Raw genomic sequence first — 16,440 nt, 5'->3', positions numbered from 1 at the left:
CACGCCTCGACGCATGCCGCCGTCACCGCGGGCCTCACCCCGGCAGCTGGTGCCGGGCGGCGTGCAGGGCCCGCCACTGCTCGCCGCCGCGCCAGGTGGCCTGCTGCTCCAGGTATCGGCGCAGCTTCGCGAGATCCTCCGGGCTGTCCTTGGCCGCGGTGCCGGCGAGGCAGGCGACGAGGTCGGCCGCGGTGCCGGGCTCCCCGCGCAGGAACCACCCGCGCAGCCCGACCGCGTGCGCGACGGACACCGCCTCGGCCGTGCTCATCACCGCCGTGAGCCGGTCCATCGAGTCGCCGCGGGCCGTGCGCCCGGTCCGCAGCTCCCGGAACGTCGTGACCAGCACCTCGAGCACGTCCCGCCGCGGCGGCGCCGTCACCCCCGAGCGCCGCAGCAGGGCTGCCGCCTCGGCCTCCACGAGCGCGAGCTCGGTCTGCAGGTCCGCGATCGGCAGGACGGTCTCGAAGTTGAACCGGCGCTTGAGCGCCGCGCTCATCTCGTTGACGCCCCGGTCGCGGGTGTTGGCCGTGGCGATGACGTTGAACCCGTCGCGCGCGAACACCATCGCGTCCGGCCCGGTCAGCTCCGGCACCGCGAGCACCCGGTCCGACAGCGGCGACAGCAGGCTGTCCTGCACCTCCAGCGGGCAGCGGGTGATCTCCTCGAACCGCACCACCCGCCCCTCGGCCATCCCGCGCAGCAGCGGCGCCCGCACCAGCGAGCGGGTCGAGGGCCCCTCGGCGACCAGGAGCGCGTAATTCCAGGAGTACTTGATCTGGTCCTCGGTCGTCGCCGCCCCGCCCTGGATCGTCAGCGTCGACACCCCGCTCACGGCCGCCGCGAGCAGCTCGGACAGCAGCGACTTGGCCGTGCCCGGCTCCCCGACGAGCATCAGCCCCCGGCTCGTGGCCAGCGACACCAGCGCCCGGTCGATGAGCGACGGATCCCCGACGAACTTGCGGCTGATCCCCGCGCCCGGGTCCCCGATGATGAACCGCCGGGCCGCGGTGAGGCTCAGCACCCACCCCGGCGGCCGCGGCCCCGCGTCGGTCTCGGCCAGCAGCCGCAGCTCGTCCGCATACCGCACCTCGGCCGGCGGCCGCTGCACCGAACCGGCGTCCCCACCCGGCCGGCCGCCCCCGGCGACCTGCACGCCGGCGGCTCCGGACACGCCGGCGGCTCCGGACACGCCGTCGCCACCCGCTGGCGGCGCCCCGCTCACTGGGTCACCTCGCGCAGGTCACGCAGGATCTCCGCGGCCGTCACCGCGTCGAGCGAGCCGAACGGCAGCCCCCGCCGCCGGGTGAACACGGCGACGGCGGCGGCGCCGAGCGGCGTGCTGGCGGGCTCGCCGTCGAGTTGGGCGAAGCCGGCCGCGGCGATGTCCGGTGGCGTTCCGGCGTGGGTGAGGCTCTCGCGGATGCCGGGCCGTCCCTGGGTGGCGCCGGGCACGACGGCCGCGGCGCCCGGTTCCGGCACATGCGGCACGGGCATCCCGCCCCGGCGCGGCAGCAGGTGCCTGCGCCACTCGGCCGGTGTGACGAACCGGTCCTCGCTCATCGCCTGCCGACCCCCTCGCGATCCGTCCCGACGGGCGACACACTAGCGACCCCCACCGACATTTTTTCGCGGCGGCGGCCCCGACCTGCGGCGATGCGGATTCGAGCGGAGCGGTCCGACAAAGTCGCCAAAAGGGGAAAATCGGATCCCGGGAAAAGTGTCGTACCGTCCTGTTACATCAGAGTCATGGGATTGCGGGCCGTACGCGGGGTGAGCGTCGACGAGGCGCTACGGATGGTGCTGCTGTTGCCCGAGGTCGACCAGCGCCAGCACGGCAACCACCTCGGGTTCCGGATCCGGGACAAGGCGTTCGCGTACCTGTGCGCGGACGACCTGACGATGCTCGTGAAGGCGACCCGGGAGGAGCAGGCCGCGCTCGTGGAGGACGACCCGCGGGCCTACAAGAAGGCCCGCGCGTCCGGGCGGATCAGCTGGGTCCAGGTGCGCCTGCGCAAGGCCCACGAGGACGAGCTCGCCGACCTGATCACGGAGGCGTGGCGGATGACGGCGCCACGGCTCATCGTGGCGCGCGCCGACCTTCCGCTCTGCTGAACCCGCGACCGCGCGCGGCGCCGGTCCAAGCGGCGGCGGAGATGACGGTCGCGAAAAGGCCCGCCAAACCCGCGACCGCGCGCGGCGCCGGTCCAAGCGGCGGCGGAGATGACGGTCGCGAAAAGGCCCGCCAAACCCGCGGCCGCACCCGTGACCGCGCGCGGCGCGCCGGTTCAGGCGGCTGAGATGATGGTCGTGATCAGGCCGGCGGCCAGAGCGGTGAGCAGGACGGCGGCCAGGGCGATGCGCCAGGTGAGGCGGATGGCCGCGCCGGCCCGGGCGGCGGTGTGCTTCATCCGCCAAGGGAAGCAGGACGAGCTGACGTCCGGCTGTGGTGAACCTGAAGTGCACCGATGGGAGCACTCAGATCCCCCGCGGGGCTGCCGAATCCGGCGGCGTGGACGTTCGGGTGCTCGGCACGATCGAGATCATCGACCCCGCGGACGCGGGCGCGCGGCGGCTGACCGGCGAGGACCTGCCCCGCCGGGCCCGGCAGGTGCTCGGGGTGCTCGCGGCGCGGCACGACCGGGTGCAGTCCAAGGACGCGCTCGCCGACGCCGTCTGGGGCGAGGAGCTGCCCGGCAACCACGCGGCGGCGCTGGAGCACTATGTGTCGGTGCTGCGGCGGACGCTGCAGCCGGGGGTCCCGACGTCGCGGTCGTTCATCGTGACGCGGGCGGGCGGATACGTGTTCGCGACCGACCGCGCGCGGCTGGACCTGGCCGAGCTGCGGGCGGCGGTGCGCGCGGCCGAGGCCGAGCCGGACCGGACGGACGTGCGGGAGCAGATCGTGCGGCTCGTGCGGGACCTGCCGTTCGCCGAGGACGAGTACGCGGACTGGGCGGCCCCGGCCCGGGGCGAGGTCAGGGCGGCGCTCGTCGGGGCGCTGCTCGACCTGGCCGAGCGGGGCGTCGACGGCGATCCGGGGCGGGCGCTGCGGCTGGGGCGGCAGGCGCTGGAGCTCGATCCGTACGCCGAGCGCGGCTACCGCGTGGTGATGCGGGCCGTGGCCGGGCAGGGGCGCAAGGACGAGGTGCTGCGATGGTACGAGCGGTGCGTGCGCGCCCTGACCGATGAGCTCGGGATCGCGCCCGCCGCCGCCACCACGGCGCTGCGGGATGCGCTGGTCGCCACGCTGGAGGGCGGGCCGCCGGCGTTCGAGCGGCGGCGCGGGGACCGGCGCCGGGTGCCCCGCGAAGCGGCGGTGGCGCCGGTCCGGGAGGCGGCCGGGGGTGAGCGCGGCGGGTTCGTCGGGCGCGCCGCCGAGCTCGAGGCGCTCGCGTCCGGGCCCGATGTCGTGCATGTCGCCGGGCCCGCCGGGGCCGGGAAGTCGGCGCTGCTCGGGCGGCTGCGGGAGCTGTACCCGGATGTCGTCGGGCTCGGGCGCGGGCCCGGGCCGGGCGGGGCGCTGCGGCTGGGGTGGCTGCGCGCGGTGCTGCACCAGCTCGGGACGCCCGCCGACGCGGTGCTCGACGCGGCCATGGCCGAGCGGCGGCACCTGTCACCGGGCGAGCTCGACGAGATCGCCGCCCGGCTGCCGCGCGGAGCCGTGCGGGCGGTCGTGGCCATCGACGACGCCGAGCACCTCGACGCCGACTCCGTGGCCGAGCTGCGGTGGCTGCGGGAGCGCGGGGTGCGGGTCGTGGTGTCCTACCGGTACCCGTCGGCGATCGCCGGACGGCCGCTCGGGGCGCTCGACGCCGGCCTCGTGCTGCGGCCGGCGCCGCTGACGGACGCGGACCTGCCCGGCGACGTGCTCGAGGCCAGCGGCGGGATCCCGGGGCTGGTCACCGCGGCGCGGGAGCTCGGGCCCCAGCTGGGCGGCGAGGTCGCCATGCACCTGGCCCGGCACCGGACCCGGTGGATGCCGCCGGCGGCGTGGGAGATCCTCCGGCTCACCGCGGCGCTCGGGTCGCTGCGGGTCGAGCAGGTGGCGGCCGCGGGCGGGCTGGACCTCGACGACGTGCTCGGGGCCGTCGACCAGCTGGTGCACGCGCACCTGCTCGTCGAGGGGCCCGGCGGGCACGTCCGGCATCGCAGCGGCCTGGTGCGGGCGGCGGTGGCGGCGCAGGTCTCCGCCGCGCGGGGGCAGCACCTGCGCGCCCGGCTCGCCTGAGCGCCGGCCCGGCCCCGTACAGTCGGACCCGTGACGCCGATCGAGGGATTCGGAGCGGCTGCTCCGGACGCCTCCCGGCCGATGCGGGCCGACGCCCGCCGCAACCGGGCCCGGGTGCTCGAGGCCGCCGAGGCCGTGTTCGCGGCCGAGGGCGTGGGAGCCCCCACCGAGGCGGTCGCCCGGCGGGCCGGCGTGGGCATCGGTACCGTCTTCCGGCACTTCCCCACCAAGGAAGCGCTGCTCGAGGCGGTGCTCGTCGAGCGCATGCGCGCGCTGGTCGAGCACGCGCGGCGGGCGGCCGAGGACGACGAGCCCGGCGCCGCGCTGTTCGGGTTCCTCGAGCGCGTCGTGGAGCAGACCGCCACGAAGCACGCGTTCGCCGACGCCCTCTCCGGCGCCGGGGTCGACGTGACCGAGGTGGTCCGGGACGTGCGCGCGGCGCTGCTCGCCGCCGTCGACGCGCTGGTCGCCCGGGCCCGCGCGGCCGGGGCGGTGCGCGCGGACGTCGGGGGCGCCGCGGTGGTCGCGGTGCTGGTCGGGGCCTCGCACGCGGCCCTGTGGGCACCGGACGAGCCGACGCGCGCGACGGCGGTCCGGGTCATCCTGGACGGGCTGCGCCACGCACCGTGAGGCCGGAAATGCCGTGGCCCCCGCCCGCGGCACGGCGCACAATCGGGTTCGACATGGAATACCAGGAGTTAGTCAAGATCAGTAAGCGGATGTCCAAGGCCCTCCGCCACGAGCCCGCACGGGTCGGGCTGACGCTCGACGCCGCCGGGTGGGTGCCCGTCGCCGAGTTCCTCACCGCGATGGGCATCGATCGGGCCACGCTCGACGAGGTGGTCGGCGGCAACGACAAGCGGCGCTTCGCCGTGGCCGTGGGCGAGGACGGCGTCGAACGCATCCGGGCCAACCAGGGCCACTCGGTCCCCGTCGAGCTGGGGCTGGCCGAGGCCGAACCGCCCGAAGTGCTGTTCCACGGTACCGCTGCCGCCGCCCTGCCCTCGATCCGGGCGACCGGACTCAACCGGGGCGGCCGTCACCACGTGCACCTGTCACCCGACACCGCGACCGCGCGCCGGGTCGGGGCCCGCCGCGGGGGCGCCGTCGTGATCCTCACGGTCCTCGCCGGCGAGATGGCCCGCGCCGGGCACGTCTTCTACCGGTCGGACAACGGCGTGTGGCTGACCGACGAGGTGCCGGCCGGCTTCATCCGGACCGGGTGAGCAGCCGCTGCAGCAGCGCCGCCAGCGGCATCGACTCGCCGTCGCGCGCCCCCTCGCCGACGATCAGGCGCGGCGGCTGCGGGGCCGGGGCGGCCCCGACGAGCAGCGCCTTCGCCGACGACGGCACGAGCAGCGAGTAGTACTCCCCGTCCTGCGCGATCGCGATGGTGCGGGCGGGATTGAGGTACCACCCCCGCAGCGCCGTGCGGTAGGACCGCCCGCTGTAGGAGCGCGCCCGCAGCGGCTGCGGCGCCGGGCCGGACTCGCGCGCGGCCGCCACGAACTCGGCGATCAAGGCCCTGGCCTGCTCGGCCTCGGCCTCACGGCGGCGCTCGAGCTCGGCACCGTGATGGGCCACCGCCCGCGCCCTCTGTTCCCGCCAGTCGTCGGTCACGGGCGAAACCCTATCCGGTCGCAGATCACACTCAGCGACCGCGCCACCGGGGGGCTCGGAGGCGTTTGGGATGCTAGAGACGCCGCCTGCATTGCCCGAGTGAGGAGCACTCCGTGACCGCGACCTTCGATGATGGGGACGTGACCGGCTTCGGCGAGCTCGGGCTGCGTGACGAGCTGCTCAAGGCGCTGGCCGGCCTGGGGTACGAGGAGCCGACCCCGATCCAGCGCGAGGCCATCCCGCCCATGCTCGCCGGCCGGGACCTGCTCGGCCAGGCCGCGACCGGCACGGGCAAGACCGCCGCGTTCGCCCTGCCGCTGCTGCAGCGCCTGCCCTCCCCCGGGGGCGACAACCCGTCGGCGCTGATCCTGGTGCCCACCCGCGAGCTGGCGGTCCAGGTGTCGGAGGCCATCCATCGGTACGGTCGCGACCTGGGCGTCCGCGTCCTGCCGATCTACGGCGGGCAGCCCATCGGCCGCCAGCTGCGCTCGCTCGAGTTCGGCGTCGACGTCGTGGTCGCGACCCCGGGCCGGGCGCTGGACCACCTCGGCCGCGGCACGCTGCGCCTGCACGACCTGCACGTCGTGGTGCTCGACGAGGCCGACGAGATGCTCGACATGGGCTTCGCCGAGGACATCGAGGCGATCCTGGCCGAGACGCCCGAGGACCGGCAGACCGTGCTGTTCTCGGCCACGATGCCGCCGCGGATCGACGGGCTGGCCGCGAGCCACCTCAACGACCCGGTGCGCATCCAGATCGGCCGGGAGCCGACCCCCGCGGGTGAGGCGCCGCTCGTGCGCCAGGTGGCATATGTCGTACCGCGGGCGCACAAGCCGGCCGCCCTCGGGCGGGTCCTGGACGTGGAGGCGCCCGGGGCGGCGATCGTCTTCTGCCGCACCCGCGACGAGGTCGACCAGCTGACGGAGACGCTCAACGGCCGCGGCTACCGGGCCGAGGCCCTGCACGGCGGCATGGGCCAGGAGCAGCGCGACCGCGTGATGGCCCGGCTGCGCAACGGCACCGCCGACCTGCTCGTGGCCACCGACGTCGCGGCCCGCGGGCTCGACGTGGAGCACCTCACGCACGTGGTGAACTACGACGTGCCGTCGGCGCCGGAGTCGTACGTGCACCGCATCGGCCGCGTCGGGCGCGCCGGCCGCGAGGGTGTCGCCATCACCCTGGCCGAGCCGCGCGAGCACCGGATGCTCAAGACGATCGAGCGCGTCACGAAGCAGCGCATCACGATCGAGAAGGTCCCGTCGGTCGCCGACCTGCGCGCCCGCCGCATGGAGCTCACCCGCGCCGCCCTGCACGAGAGCCTCATCGCCGACAACGGCCTCGAGCGCTTCCGGGTGATCGTGGAGTCCCTCGCGGAGGAGTTCGACCCGATGGAGATCGCGCTCGCCGCGATCAAGCTCGCCCACGAGTCGACCGCCGTCGGGGAGAACGACGAGGAGGAGATCCCGGAGGTCACGCTGCGGCAGCCCCGGGAGTTCTCGCGTGACGAGCGCTCGAACCCCAACCGGCGGGTCAGCGTGCGCGACTCCGACGGCCGCGGCCGGGGCCGCGACACCGGCGGCCGGCGCGCCCCGACGGGCGGGATGACCCGCCTGTTCGTGGGTGCGGGCCGCGCGGCGGGCATCCGGCCGCAGGACCTGGTCGGCGCGATCACCGGCGAGTCGAGCCTCACCGGCCGCGACGTCGGCGCGATCGAGATCGCCGACCGCTTCTCCCTCGTGGAGGTCCCGGACGGCGCCGTCGACGAGGTCATCGACACCCTGCGGCGCACCACGCTGAAGGGCCGCCGCCCGGTCGTCCGCCGCGAGCGCCACCGCCCCTCCTGACAGGGCCACTATCGCGACCCGGCGGCGTTGAGCGCCGCGGCGATGGGTTCGAGCGCGGCGATGAGCTCGTCGCGCTCGCCCGGCTCGAGGCCCGCGAGGGCCGTCGCGGCGAGATCGTCGGTGATCGCCTCGATCCGTGCCTTGGTCTCGCGGCCCTCCTCGCTGAGCCGGCCGTCGGGGCCGATGAGACCGCGCTCGCGCATCCCGTCCACGACCGCGGCCAGCTGCGGCGCGGGCAGGTGGTGGACCCGGCCGAACCGCGCGGCGGGCATGCCCTCGGACAGGGCGTGCAGCACGTGGGCCTCGGTCCCGCCGATGCCGGCGGCGACCAGGGCGGCGTTGTGGCCGTCGCCGCGATACTCACGCAAGAACATGGCCGCGTGCCAGAGCCGGGCGAAGGGCTCCTCGGGCACGGGCAGCGCGCGCAGGGCGGCGTACAGGACCCGCCCGTGCGCCGGGGCGCTCGTCGCCGCCTCGGTGGCCAGGTCCGCGGCGCGGGCGAGCGTGGGGGTGTCGCCGAGGATCCGGCGCAGCGCCGCGGCACTGCCCCGCTCGCGGGCGGCGATCGCCTCCTCGGGGGTGGTGATGGCCCAGACGTGGGGGATGTGGCGGGCGACCTCGCCGGGGGCGAAGTTGTAGAACACGGCGTCGACGACCGCGGCCGGGACCCGGCCGAGCGGGGCGGCCCGCCCGGCGAAGTAGGCGTCCCAGGTGTTGCGGAGGCCGAGCGCCAGGAGGGCCCGGTCCGGCTCGTCGGCGAAGTAGGTGACGAGGTGGATCGGCTCGACGAGCTCGTGCAGGCGGCGGGCGGTGGCGGCGGGCGCGGAAACCATGGACTGCATCTGGATCGGCTCCTGTGATCGAGGTCCTGTGGGCTGCTCGACCCCGCTACGAACGACCCGGCCGCGATCCGACACGTCCTCCGAGATTTTTTTGGGCGAGGTGTCCTCCGCCCGCGGGCGGGCTACAGCTGCAGTGGCAGCTGCTCGCCGTCCGGGAGGGTCACCGTCAGGGCGGCTGCCGAGGCGGGCGCCGCGAACGACACGGTCTCGTCGGCCGTGGCGCCCGGGCGCAGGTCGAGCACCGCCGGGGCGACGCTCAGCCGCGGCAGCGGGCGGCCGTCCGCCAGCACGTCGAAGCCGGTCAGGTGCTCGGTGGTGCGGCCGGTGTTCGTGAAGCGTACGGTCACCGAGAGCTGCGCCCGGCCGAGCAGGTCCACGCTCGTCACGATCGCGGGGCGGGTCGCCGCGGGCGGGGCGGGCGGGGTGTCGACGGCCGCGGCCGAGGACGGGGCGAGCAGGCCGAAGGCGCCGCCCACCGCGAGCCCGGCCGCCGCCGCCACCGAGACCGCCCGGATCGCCTCGCGTGCCAGACCCATCGTCGCCCCCGTCATCGGTGAGGGGCCCAGCAGACCACGGCGGGCTGAGGCCCCGGTTTGGTGCGACTGAGGTGCGGGTTCAGGCCGTCAGCCGGCCGGACGGTTTCTTGTCCTGCGCCGTCGGGCCCCACGACTCCAGCACCACCTCGGCCCCCAGCGACTCCTCGACGGTGCGGACCCAGTCGGTGACCGGGGCGTACACCGGCTCGGCCGCGAGCAGGGCCCGGGTCATCGCGGCCTGGCGGTCGAGGTCCCCGGGCTCGCCGACCCGCAGGAAGCTCGAGTCGCGGTAGTCGGGGCAGTAGCGGCCGACGTCGAGGTCCAGGTGGGTCAGGACCAGGCCGTCCACGCCGCCGGCGGCCTCCAGGGCGTAGCGGTGCAGCGGGGCGTCGAAGTAGCCCACGCGGAAGGGGCCCTGCCAGTCGTTCGCCGGGTTGTTCGGGTCGCCCATGCCGGCGATGTCGCCCGTGGGCAGGGGGCCGGCGCCGTGGCGGGTGGTCACCGTCCGCAGGACGCCCAGCCGGAAGACCGGGGCGTCGGGCAGCAGCGAGAAGGCGTTCGCGAACGTGGTCGTGCTCCACGTCGTGTACGGGTGGAAGCCGTGCCACTCGTCCAGCAGCACGCCCTGGGCGCCCTCGAAGACGCACGGGCCCGCCGGGCGGAAGCCGTCCACCATCGTGACCGCCGCGGCGAAGCCGGAGAAGGCGGGCAGGCAGGCCTCCACCGGCGGGCCACCGACGCCGAGGCGGTCCCGCAGCCGGGCCAGCTTGGCGCGCAGGACCCGCTCATCGGCGCAGTCGCCGACCCGCGGGGCGTCGTCGGGGTACCGCAGCGCGTACTCCATCGTCGCCCCCACCCCCATCCCGCACGACCCGTGCCGGTCCGCCCCGCGCGCCAGCTCGGCCGAGCGGTTCGCCGCGCGGTGGTAGGGCGTCGCGATCAGCGCCGAGCGGTCGACGCTCAGGCGCTGCCAGATGTCCGCCACGCCGAGCGAGACCAGGGCGCAGGCCTCGGTGACGAGGGCGAGCGGGTCGACGACCATGAAGCGGGACAGGTGCGTGCGGACCCCGGGCCGCAGCGAGCCGGAGCCGAACTGGGCGAACGTGTGCTGGCGCCCGTCGGCGAGCACGACCGTGTGCGCCGCCTGCGCGCCCCCGTTGAACCGCACGACGGTGTCGACGTCGCGGGTCGCGCACAGGTAGTCCACGGTCGTGCCCTTGCCGCAGTCGCCGAACCCGAGGTCCACGACGATGTAGTGCATCGCGGTGACTACAGCCGCTCGACGCTGACCGGGCCGGCCAGGTCCGCCGGGCCGGAGCCGTGCGCGAGCGGGGCGCGGCCGCCGCCGATGCGGGCCAGGGCCTTGCCGACCGTCGAGGCCGAGGCCGAGCCGACCTCGCCCAGGTCCGCGAGGCCCTCGTCGAGGTCGATGCTGTCCTCGCCGAGACCGATGGTCAGCGCGATGGTCTCGCACACGGCGTCGAGGTCGTCGAGCGCGATGACGTTCTGGCCGAGCAGGTCGCGCCAGAAGTCCAGGACCGCGGTGTTGCCCGCGTAGGAGGAGCCCGCCGGCAGGATGTAGTAGGTGTCGTACTTGCGCCGGACCTCGTCCACGATGGCGCGCAGCGCGATCGCCTCGCCGAGCCGGTCGCCGATGACGGCGCGGACCTCGTTCGGCTTGACCTTCGGGTAGGCCTGCTCGTCGCCGATGATGAAGAGGTACCCGCGCTTGTTGCGCTTCTCGAGGCAGTCGATCGAGGTGTGGCGGGACATGAAGTACAGCGCGAGCTCGTACGACTCCGTCATCTGGCCCCCGCCGCCGCCTTCGAGCACGAAGCGGCCGAGGTCCTCGTCGAGGCGGTTGTCCGACTCGAACTGGCCCATCTGCAGCGGCACCCGGTCACAGGTGGCGTCGCCGATGGCGCCGAAGAGGATCTGCGGGTCGGTCACGTAGCCCTTGCGCAGCAGCAGGCCGAGCAGCTGCGGGAGCTTCTGCTGCAGCACCCGCGGCACCGAGCCCATCGAGCCGGTGACGTCGAAGAGCACGGCGATCGCGACCGACTCGGGGTGCTCGCCGGAGTCGCGGCTCTCCCGCGTGCCCACGCCCTTCGGGTCGAGGGCGGCGTGGACGGTACGCGCCCCGGAGTCGCTGTAGGCGAAGGCGCTCGCGCCCGTGGCCCGTCGGTAGCGGTCGGCGGCGTCGTAGACGTCGGTCGACCAGGTTCCGCTTCCCATGAGGATCTCCTAGAGGGTGAAGGGACGGAAGGTGCGCGGCCCGTACAGCTGGTGCAGCAGCTCGTCGAACTCGCCGAGCAGCTTCCAGGCGTCGTCGGGGCGCTGGCGGGTGGAGCGCAGCCGGCAGCCGTCGGCGAACCGGCGCAGCGGCTTCGGGGCGCGCTCGCCCATGAGGCCGGCCATCACGCCGGCGGCCATGTGGATGTCGGTGCAGGGACCCGGGGTACCGCGGGAGAGCACCTCCGGCGGGTAGTCGTCGCGGTGCCCGGGCACGATCGCGGCGATGCGCTGCGAGGGGTCGCTCGCGCTGTAGCACCAGTCGACGAGCACCACGCCGTGCTCGTCGGGCTCGATGAGCACGTGCTGGGCGAGGATCGCCCCGTGCACCACCCCGGTCCGGTGCGCGAGGCCGAGCGCGACGAGCAGCCGGCGCCACATCCAGGCGGCGTCGCGGGGGTCCAGGCCGTCGGGCCGCTTCCGCCGCACCTCCTGCAGGCTGTGCAGCCGCGACGCCGACGTGGCGATGACGTTCGCGCGCCGCGTCTGGCCCGACTCGGACCGGTGCCGGAAGGTCTCCACGAGCCGGGGCACGTACGGCAGGTACCGCGGATCCCCGTGCTCGGCCATCCGGCGCAGGGCGGCCGCCTCGCGGGCCATGAGGTCGTTGCAGGACGGGTCGCGGACGAGCTTCAGGTGGCCCTCGGGGATGCGGTACAGGTTGGCCAGGTCGCCGCGGTGGTCCAGGACGTCGGTGGAGTACGCGCCCCGGGCCGTGCGGATCACGCTCCGGTCGCGCCAGAGCTCGGAGAGCCGCGCGAACGCCCGGGTGCCCCTCGGCCCCGCGGCGTCGGGATGCACGAGCTTGGCCAGGGTGCGGTACCGCCGGTGCCCGTCGCCGCCGCCGAAGAGCTCCTCGGCCGTCGAACGCTCGATGAGCGCGATGGCCTCGTCGGTGTTCACCGCAGCGTCTCCTCCCGGCTCGGCATCAGCAGCGCGGGGTGCAGCAGCTGGGCGTCGCCGGCGCGGTACAGCTTGGCGCGGGGCCCGCCCCGGGCCCCGCCCCGCTCGGTCGTGGCCCCGGTGCTCTCGACGAACCCGGGCACCGACAGCACCTTGCGGTGGAAGTTCCCGGCGTGCAGGGGCTCGCCCCACACCGTCTCGTACACGGCCCGCAGCTCCGCGATCGTGAACTCCTCGCCCACGAACCGGGTCGCCAGCGGCGAGTACTCCAGCTTCGAGCGGGCCCGTTCGAGCCCGTCGGCGAGCACCGTGGTGTGGTCGAAGGCGAGCGCCTCGGGCCGGTCGTCCACCGCGATCCAGGCCGCCTCCCGCGCGTCGCTGCCGGACACGGGGTCGGGCAGGTGCGGGGCGAAGGCGAGGTACGCCACCGAGAACACGCGCATCCGCGGGTCCCGGTCCGGCGCGCCGTAGGTGCCGAGCTGCTCCAGGTGCAGCCGCCGGTTGGCGGTCGCGACCCCGGTCTCCTCGGCGAGCTCGCGGGCGGCGGCGGTGGGCAGGTCCTCCCACTCCCCCACGAACCCGCCGGGCAGCGCCCACTTGTCCTTGTCGGGCGGGCAGGCCCGGCGCACGAGCAGCACGTGCAACCGCCCGTCGCGGATCGTGAACGCCACGACGTCGACGGTGACCGCGACCGGCGGATACCGCCGCGGGTCGTAGTTGGCGAGGAACTCGGCCTCTTCATCAGCCACGTCGGGTAGTCCTTCTCAGGTGGAGTCTTTCTCAATTTGAGTCTTACTCGATCTGAGAACAACCATAGGCCCACCGCGCTGCGCGCGCAATGCCGTTTTCTGTCGCCCGCGAGACACCCGGGCACCCCACCGATCGTCGATGCTTGACCGGTGACCGGGATCGAGACGGCGTTGATGCAGCTCGGCCGGCTCGTGGTCCGCCCCGCGGTCACCCGCTGGCTCGGCGAACGGCGCAAGCGGGCCGAGCGCGAGCTCCCCCTCGCCGAGCTGATCAACCGCCGCGTGAGCGACGAGTTCGCCCGCCGCAAGGTCGAGCGCGAGATCGAGACCATGGTCGACGCGGTCGCCGAGCGCCTGCAGCCGCTGCTCGCCACCCGGTTCGCGGGCATACCGGACCACGAGCGCGACGCCGCGCTGGCCGCCGTCGCCGACACGTTCGGCCGGGCCGACCTGAGCGACGAGGGCCTGTTCGGCGCCGACCTCGACCCGGCCACGCTGGCCGCGCAGCTGCGGCGGCGCTGCCGGGACGCACCCGCGCGGGCGGGCCTGTCCGAGCCGGCCGAGCGGCTGTACCAGCTCGTCCTCGACGAGTGCTGCACCTATCTCGCGGCGCTCGTGGTCCAGCTGCCGACCTTCGCGGCCCGCGCCGACGCGCAACTGCTGGCCCGGACCGCCCGCCTGGCCGACGAGCTGCGCACGCTCATCGAGCGCACCCCGGCCACCAGCGTCGATGCCCCGGCCGGGGTCTCGCACGACGACGCGTTCCGGCGGCGGTACCTCGGCTACCTCGCGCGGTCGCTGCACGAGCTCGAGCTCTTCGGCGTCGACATCCATCACTACCGCCCGCGCACGACGCTCTCGATCGCCTACATCGGCCTGACGGTCAGCACCGCGGACGAGCCCACCGCCCCGGACCGGGCGCGATGGTCGCCGGGCGACCTGCGCCGCACGCCCGCGGAGCTTCCTGGGATCCGCGTCGAGCAGGCCCTCGGCCGGGGCAATCGCTTCCTGCTGCGCGGGGAGGCCGGGTCCGGCAAGAGCACCGTGCTGCAATGGCTCGCGGTCACGGCGGCCGGCGGCGGATTCGGCGCCGATCTGACGGCCTGGAACGGCTGCGTCCCGCTGCTGGTGAAGCTGCGCAGCCACACCGGCCGGCGCCTGCCGCCGCCGGAGCGGTTCCTGGAGGGGGTGGCCGATCCGGTCGCGGGCCTCATGCCGCCGGGCTGGGTCCATCGGCAGCTGGGCTCGGGCGCCGCGATCCTGCTCGTCGACGGCGTCGACGAGCTGCCGGCGGCCGAGAGGACGCAGATCAAGCCGTGGCTGTCCGGGCTGCTGCGGGAGTACCCGCGCATCCGGGTCGTGGTGACCTCGCGCCCGGCCGCGGCAGCCGAGCGCTGGCTGGCCGACGAGGGCTTCGCCGCCGCGATGCTGGAGCGGATGAGCCCGGCCGACGTGCGGGCCCTCGTGCGGCACTGGCATCACGCGGTGCGCAACGCCGGGAGCCTGCCGTGCCCGGAGCCGGAGCTGCCGCGGTACGAGAGCGCGCTGCTCGCCCGGCTCGACGGCAGCGCGCACCTGCAGTCGCTGGCCACCAGCCCGCTGCTCTGCGCGATGCTGTGCGCGCTGAACCTCGACCGGAACACGCACCTGCCCCTCGACCGGATGGCGCTGTATCAGGCCGCCGTCGACCTGCTGCTCGAACGCCGCGACACGCAGCGCAACCTCGTCGAGGCGGTGACCGGCCTCTCCTCCCGCTACAAGCTGCAGCTCCTGCAGAGCCTCGCGTGGCGGCTGTCGGTCAACAACGCCACGGAGCTGTCGCGGGAGGCGGCCGAGCAGCGCGTCGGCGAGCGGCTGGCGGTCATGCCGCAGGTGGACGGCGAGCCGCGCGCCGTGCTCAATCACCTCGTCCACCGCAGCGGCGTCCTGCGCGAGCCGGTGCCCGGCCGCATCGACTTCGTGCACCGGACGTTCCAGGAGTACCTCACCGCCCGCGAGGCCGCCGAGCAGGGCGACGTCGGGCTGCTCGTCGAGCACGCCCACCTCGATTCCTGGCGGGAGACGGTGGTGATGGCGGCCGGCCACGGCAACGCGGTCGTGCGCCGGGAGCTGCTCGCGGCCCTGCTCGATCGGGCCGCGGCCGTGCCCCGCCACGGCCGCACGCTGCGGCTGCTCGCCGCCGCCTGCCTCGGCACCGTCCCGTCGCTCGAGCCGCCGGAGCTGCTCGAACGCGTGGAGCGGGAGTTCCGCTCGCTCGTGCCGCCGCGCAGCGTCGCGGAGGCCCGCACGCTCGCCGCCGTGGGCGATCCGCTCATCCGGCGCCTGCCCACCGACAGCCGGGAGATGCCGCAGGCCCGGGCGGCGGCCGCGATCCGGTCCGTCGCGCTGGTCAACGGGCCCGCGGCGCTCGACCTGCTCGCCCGCTACGCCGCGGACCCCCGCCCGGGCGTGCAGTACGAGCTGGCCCGGGTGTGGGAGTACTTCGACCCGCACGAGTACGCGGAGCGGGTCCTCGCCGGGGCGCCCCTGCCCGGCGGCGCGCTGACCGTCACGAACCCGAATCTCCTGCCCGCCGTCCACCGCCTCGCCACGCTGCGGGCGCTGTCGGTCAAGTTCGCCACCCCCGTGGACCTCGGTTGCCTGGACGGCGTGCCGCACCTGGCCGAGGTCTCCTTCGACCAGGGCGTGTCAGGGGATCTGACACCCCTGGCCGGCCACCCGCACCTGCGCCGCCTCGACGGCTACTTCGACGAACGGGCCGCGGACCCGGCGCCCGTCACTGCGCTGACCGAGCTGGAGTTCCTGAACCTCTGGCTGCTGACCGGCCTGACGACGCTCGACTTCGTGCGCGGCCTCGGCCGGCTCACCAAGCTGGAGCTCGGATACCTGGATGGGGTCCGCGACCTGTCACCCGTCGCGGCCCACCCGCAACTCACGACACTGCAGGTGCACCGCTGGCCGTCCCGGGACGTGTCGCTCTTCGCCCGCCTGCCCCGGCTCGAACTGCTGGGGTTCTACGACTCCCTGGAGCCCTCCGGCGGGATCCACGCGCTCGCGGAGGCGGTCCCGCAGGTGCGGTCCCTCTGGCTCAACGGATGCGGCTGGCTTCGCGACCTGAGCCCGCTGGCGGAGCTCTCCGGCCTGCGTGACCTCGCGGTCACCGGGGCGCCGGACGTGGACGTCTCCCCCTTCGCGGGCCGCCCGGGGCTCGAGAGCCTGGTGCTCGGGTACACCACCGAGGTCGACCTCCGCGCCGCCGCCGCGATCCCCTCGCTGCGGCGGATCACCCTCGGCGATGTCGCGACCCCGATCGACCTCTCCCCGCTGGCGGGCCGCAGACTGCTCGTCGTCCTGGCCCGCCCCCAGGAGGTTCGCGGTTCGGAGGACCTCGGGCCGGGGATCGCCATCAAACGCGTGCCGGCCTGA

16 protein-coding genes are annotated in these 16,440 nt (G+C 75.1%); 6 read left to right on the top strand and 10 right to left on the bottom strand.

Annotated features, from left to right (window positions below; translation table 11 throughout):
• Positions 1-34: 34 nt before the first annotated feature.
• Both ACQP1P_RS11865 and ACQP1P_RS11860 read right to left on the bottom strand, forming a co-directional pair.
• Entirely contained in the window at positions 35-1,153 is a 1,119-nt protein-coding gene (locus ACQP1P_RS11865; RefSeq protein WP_433089966.1) for an ATP-binding protein, read from the bottom strand.
• A 65-nt stretch (positions 1,154-1,218) separates the two neighbouring features.
• A complete protein-coding gene (locus ACQP1P_RS11860) occupies positions 1,219-1,560 on the bottom strand; it encodes a hypothetical protein (RefSeq protein ID WP_433085934.1) in 342 nt (113 codons plus the stop codon).
• Between the two features lie 186 nt (positions 1,561-1,746).
• Between ACQP1P_RS11860 and ACQP1P_RS11855 the strand changes: the two genes are divergently transcribed.
• Positions 1,747-2,112, top strand: coding sequence for an MmcQ/YjbR family DNA-binding protein (locus ACQP1P_RS11855; protein WP_433085932.1), 366 nt, complete (start codon positions 1,747-1,749; stop codon positions 2,110-2,112).
• Between the two features lie 173 nt (positions 2,113-2,285).
• On the opposite strand, the gene ACQP1P_RS11850 is transcribed toward ACQP1P_RS11855, so the two are convergent.
• Positions 2,286-2,408, bottom strand: a complete 123-nt coding sequence (locus tag ACQP1P_RS11850; protein WP_433085930.1) for a hypothetical protein — start codon at positions 2,406-2,408, stop codon at positions 2,286-2,288.
• A 101-nt stretch (positions 2,409-2,509) separates the two neighbouring features.
• On the opposite strand from ACQP1P_RS11850, the gene ACQP1P_RS11845 reads away from it, so the two are divergent.
• The 3 genes from ACQP1P_RS11845 to ACQP1P_RS11835 all read left to right on the top strand — a co-directional run bounded on the left by ACQP1P_RS11845 (position 2,510) and on the right by ACQP1P_RS11835 (position 5,454).
• On the top strand, positions 2,510-4,228 hold the full coding sequence (locus ACQP1P_RS11845; protein WP_433085928.1) for a BTAD domain-containing putative transcriptional regulator: 1,719 nt from the start codon (positions 2,510-2,512) through the stop codon (positions 4,226-4,228).
• Between the two features lie 30 nt (positions 4,229-4,258).
• Positions 4,259-4,858, top strand: coding sequence for a TetR/AcrR family transcriptional regulator (locus ACQP1P_RS11840; protein WP_433085926.1), 600 nt, complete (start codon positions 4,259-4,261; stop codon positions 4,856-4,858).
• Between the two features lie 89 nt (positions 4,859-4,947).
• Entirely contained in the window at positions 4,948-5,454 is a 507-nt protein-coding gene (locus ACQP1P_RS11835) for an RNA 2'-phosphotransferase (RefSeq protein ID WP_433085924.1), read from the top strand.
• Here ACQP1P_RS11835 and ACQP1P_RS11830 read toward each other — a convergent pair.
• Positions 5,438-5,848, bottom strand: a complete 411-nt coding sequence (locus tag ACQP1P_RS11830) for a hypothetical protein (RefSeq protein WP_433085922.1) — start codon at positions 5,846-5,848, stop codon at positions 5,438-5,440. The genes ACQP1P_RS11835 and ACQP1P_RS11830 overlap by 17 nt on opposite strands.
• A 113-nt stretch (positions 5,849-5,961) precedes the next feature.
• On the opposite strand from ACQP1P_RS11830, the gene ACQP1P_RS11825 reads away from it, so the two are divergent.
• Positions 5,962-7,692 (top strand): DEAD/DEAH box helicase, encoded by a 1,731-nt coding sequence (locus ACQP1P_RS11825; protein WP_433085920.1) that lies wholly within the window; start codon positions 5,962-5,964, stop codon positions 7,690-7,692.
• 8 nt (positions 7,693-7,700) lie between these two features.
• Here the strand turns inward: ACQP1P_RS11825 and ACQP1P_RS11820 are convergent, their stop codons facing one another.
• The 6 genes from ACQP1P_RS11820 to ACQP1P_RS11795 all read right to left on the bottom strand — a co-directional run bounded on the left by ACQP1P_RS11820 (position 7,701) and on the right by ACQP1P_RS11795 (position 13,014).
• Positions 7,701-8,534 carry a MarR family winged helix-turn-helix transcriptional regulator gene (locus ACQP1P_RS11820; RefSeq protein WP_433085918.1) on the bottom strand — a complete coding sequence of 278 codons (834 nt, stop codon included), beginning with the start codon at positions 8,532-8,534 and terminating at the stop codon, positions 7,701-7,703.
• A 122-nt stretch (positions 8,535-8,656) separates the two neighbouring features.
• Positions 8,657-9,070: a hypothetical protein gene (locus ACQP1P_RS11815; protein WP_433085916.1), complete on the bottom strand. Its 414-nt coding sequence runs from the start codon at positions 9,068-9,070 to the stop codon at positions 8,657-8,659.
• A gap of 79 nt (positions 9,071-9,149) precedes the next feature.
• Positions 9,150-10,331 (bottom strand): adenylosuccinate synthetase, encoded by a 1,182-nt coding sequence (locus ACQP1P_RS11810; protein ID WP_433085914.1) that lies wholly within the window; start codon positions 10,329-10,331, stop codon positions 9,150-9,152.
• Positions 10,332-10,339: 8 nt separating this feature from the next.
• Entirely contained in the window at positions 10,340-11,305 is a 966-nt protein-coding gene (locus tag ACQP1P_RS11805; protein ID WP_433085912.1) for a hypothetical protein, read from the bottom strand.
• A 9-nt stretch (positions 11,306-11,314) separates the two neighbouring features.
• On the bottom strand, positions 11,315-12,265 hold the full coding sequence (locus tag ACQP1P_RS11800; protein WP_433085910.1) for a serine/threonine protein kinase: 951 nt from the start codon (positions 12,263-12,265) through the stop codon (positions 11,315-11,317).
• Positions 12,262-13,014 carry an NUDIX hydrolase gene (locus ACQP1P_RS11795; protein WP_433085908.1) on the bottom strand — a complete coding sequence of 251 codons (753 nt, stop codon included), beginning with the start codon at positions 13,012-13,014 and terminating at the stop codon, positions 12,262-12,264. Before ACQP1P_RS11795 ends, ACQP1P_RS11800 begins: the two co-directional genes overlap by 4 nt.
• A gap of 150 nt (positions 13,015-13,164) precedes the next feature.
• Between ACQP1P_RS11795 and ACQP1P_RS11790 the strand changes: the two genes are divergently transcribed.
• Entirely contained in the window at positions 13,165-16,440 is a 3,276-nt protein-coding gene (locus tag ACQP1P_RS11790; RefSeq protein WP_433085906.1) for an NACHT domain-containing protein, read from the top strand.

Origin of the sequence: Dactylosporangium sp. CA-052675, from assembly GCF_050947935.1 — a bacterium.
Classification (GTDB): Bacteria; Actinomycetota; Actinomycetes; order Mycobacteriales; family Micromonosporaceae; genus Dactylosporangium.
Note: the sequence above shows the minus strand (reverse complement) of the source record. Positions and strands in the feature narration are given on the sequence as shown.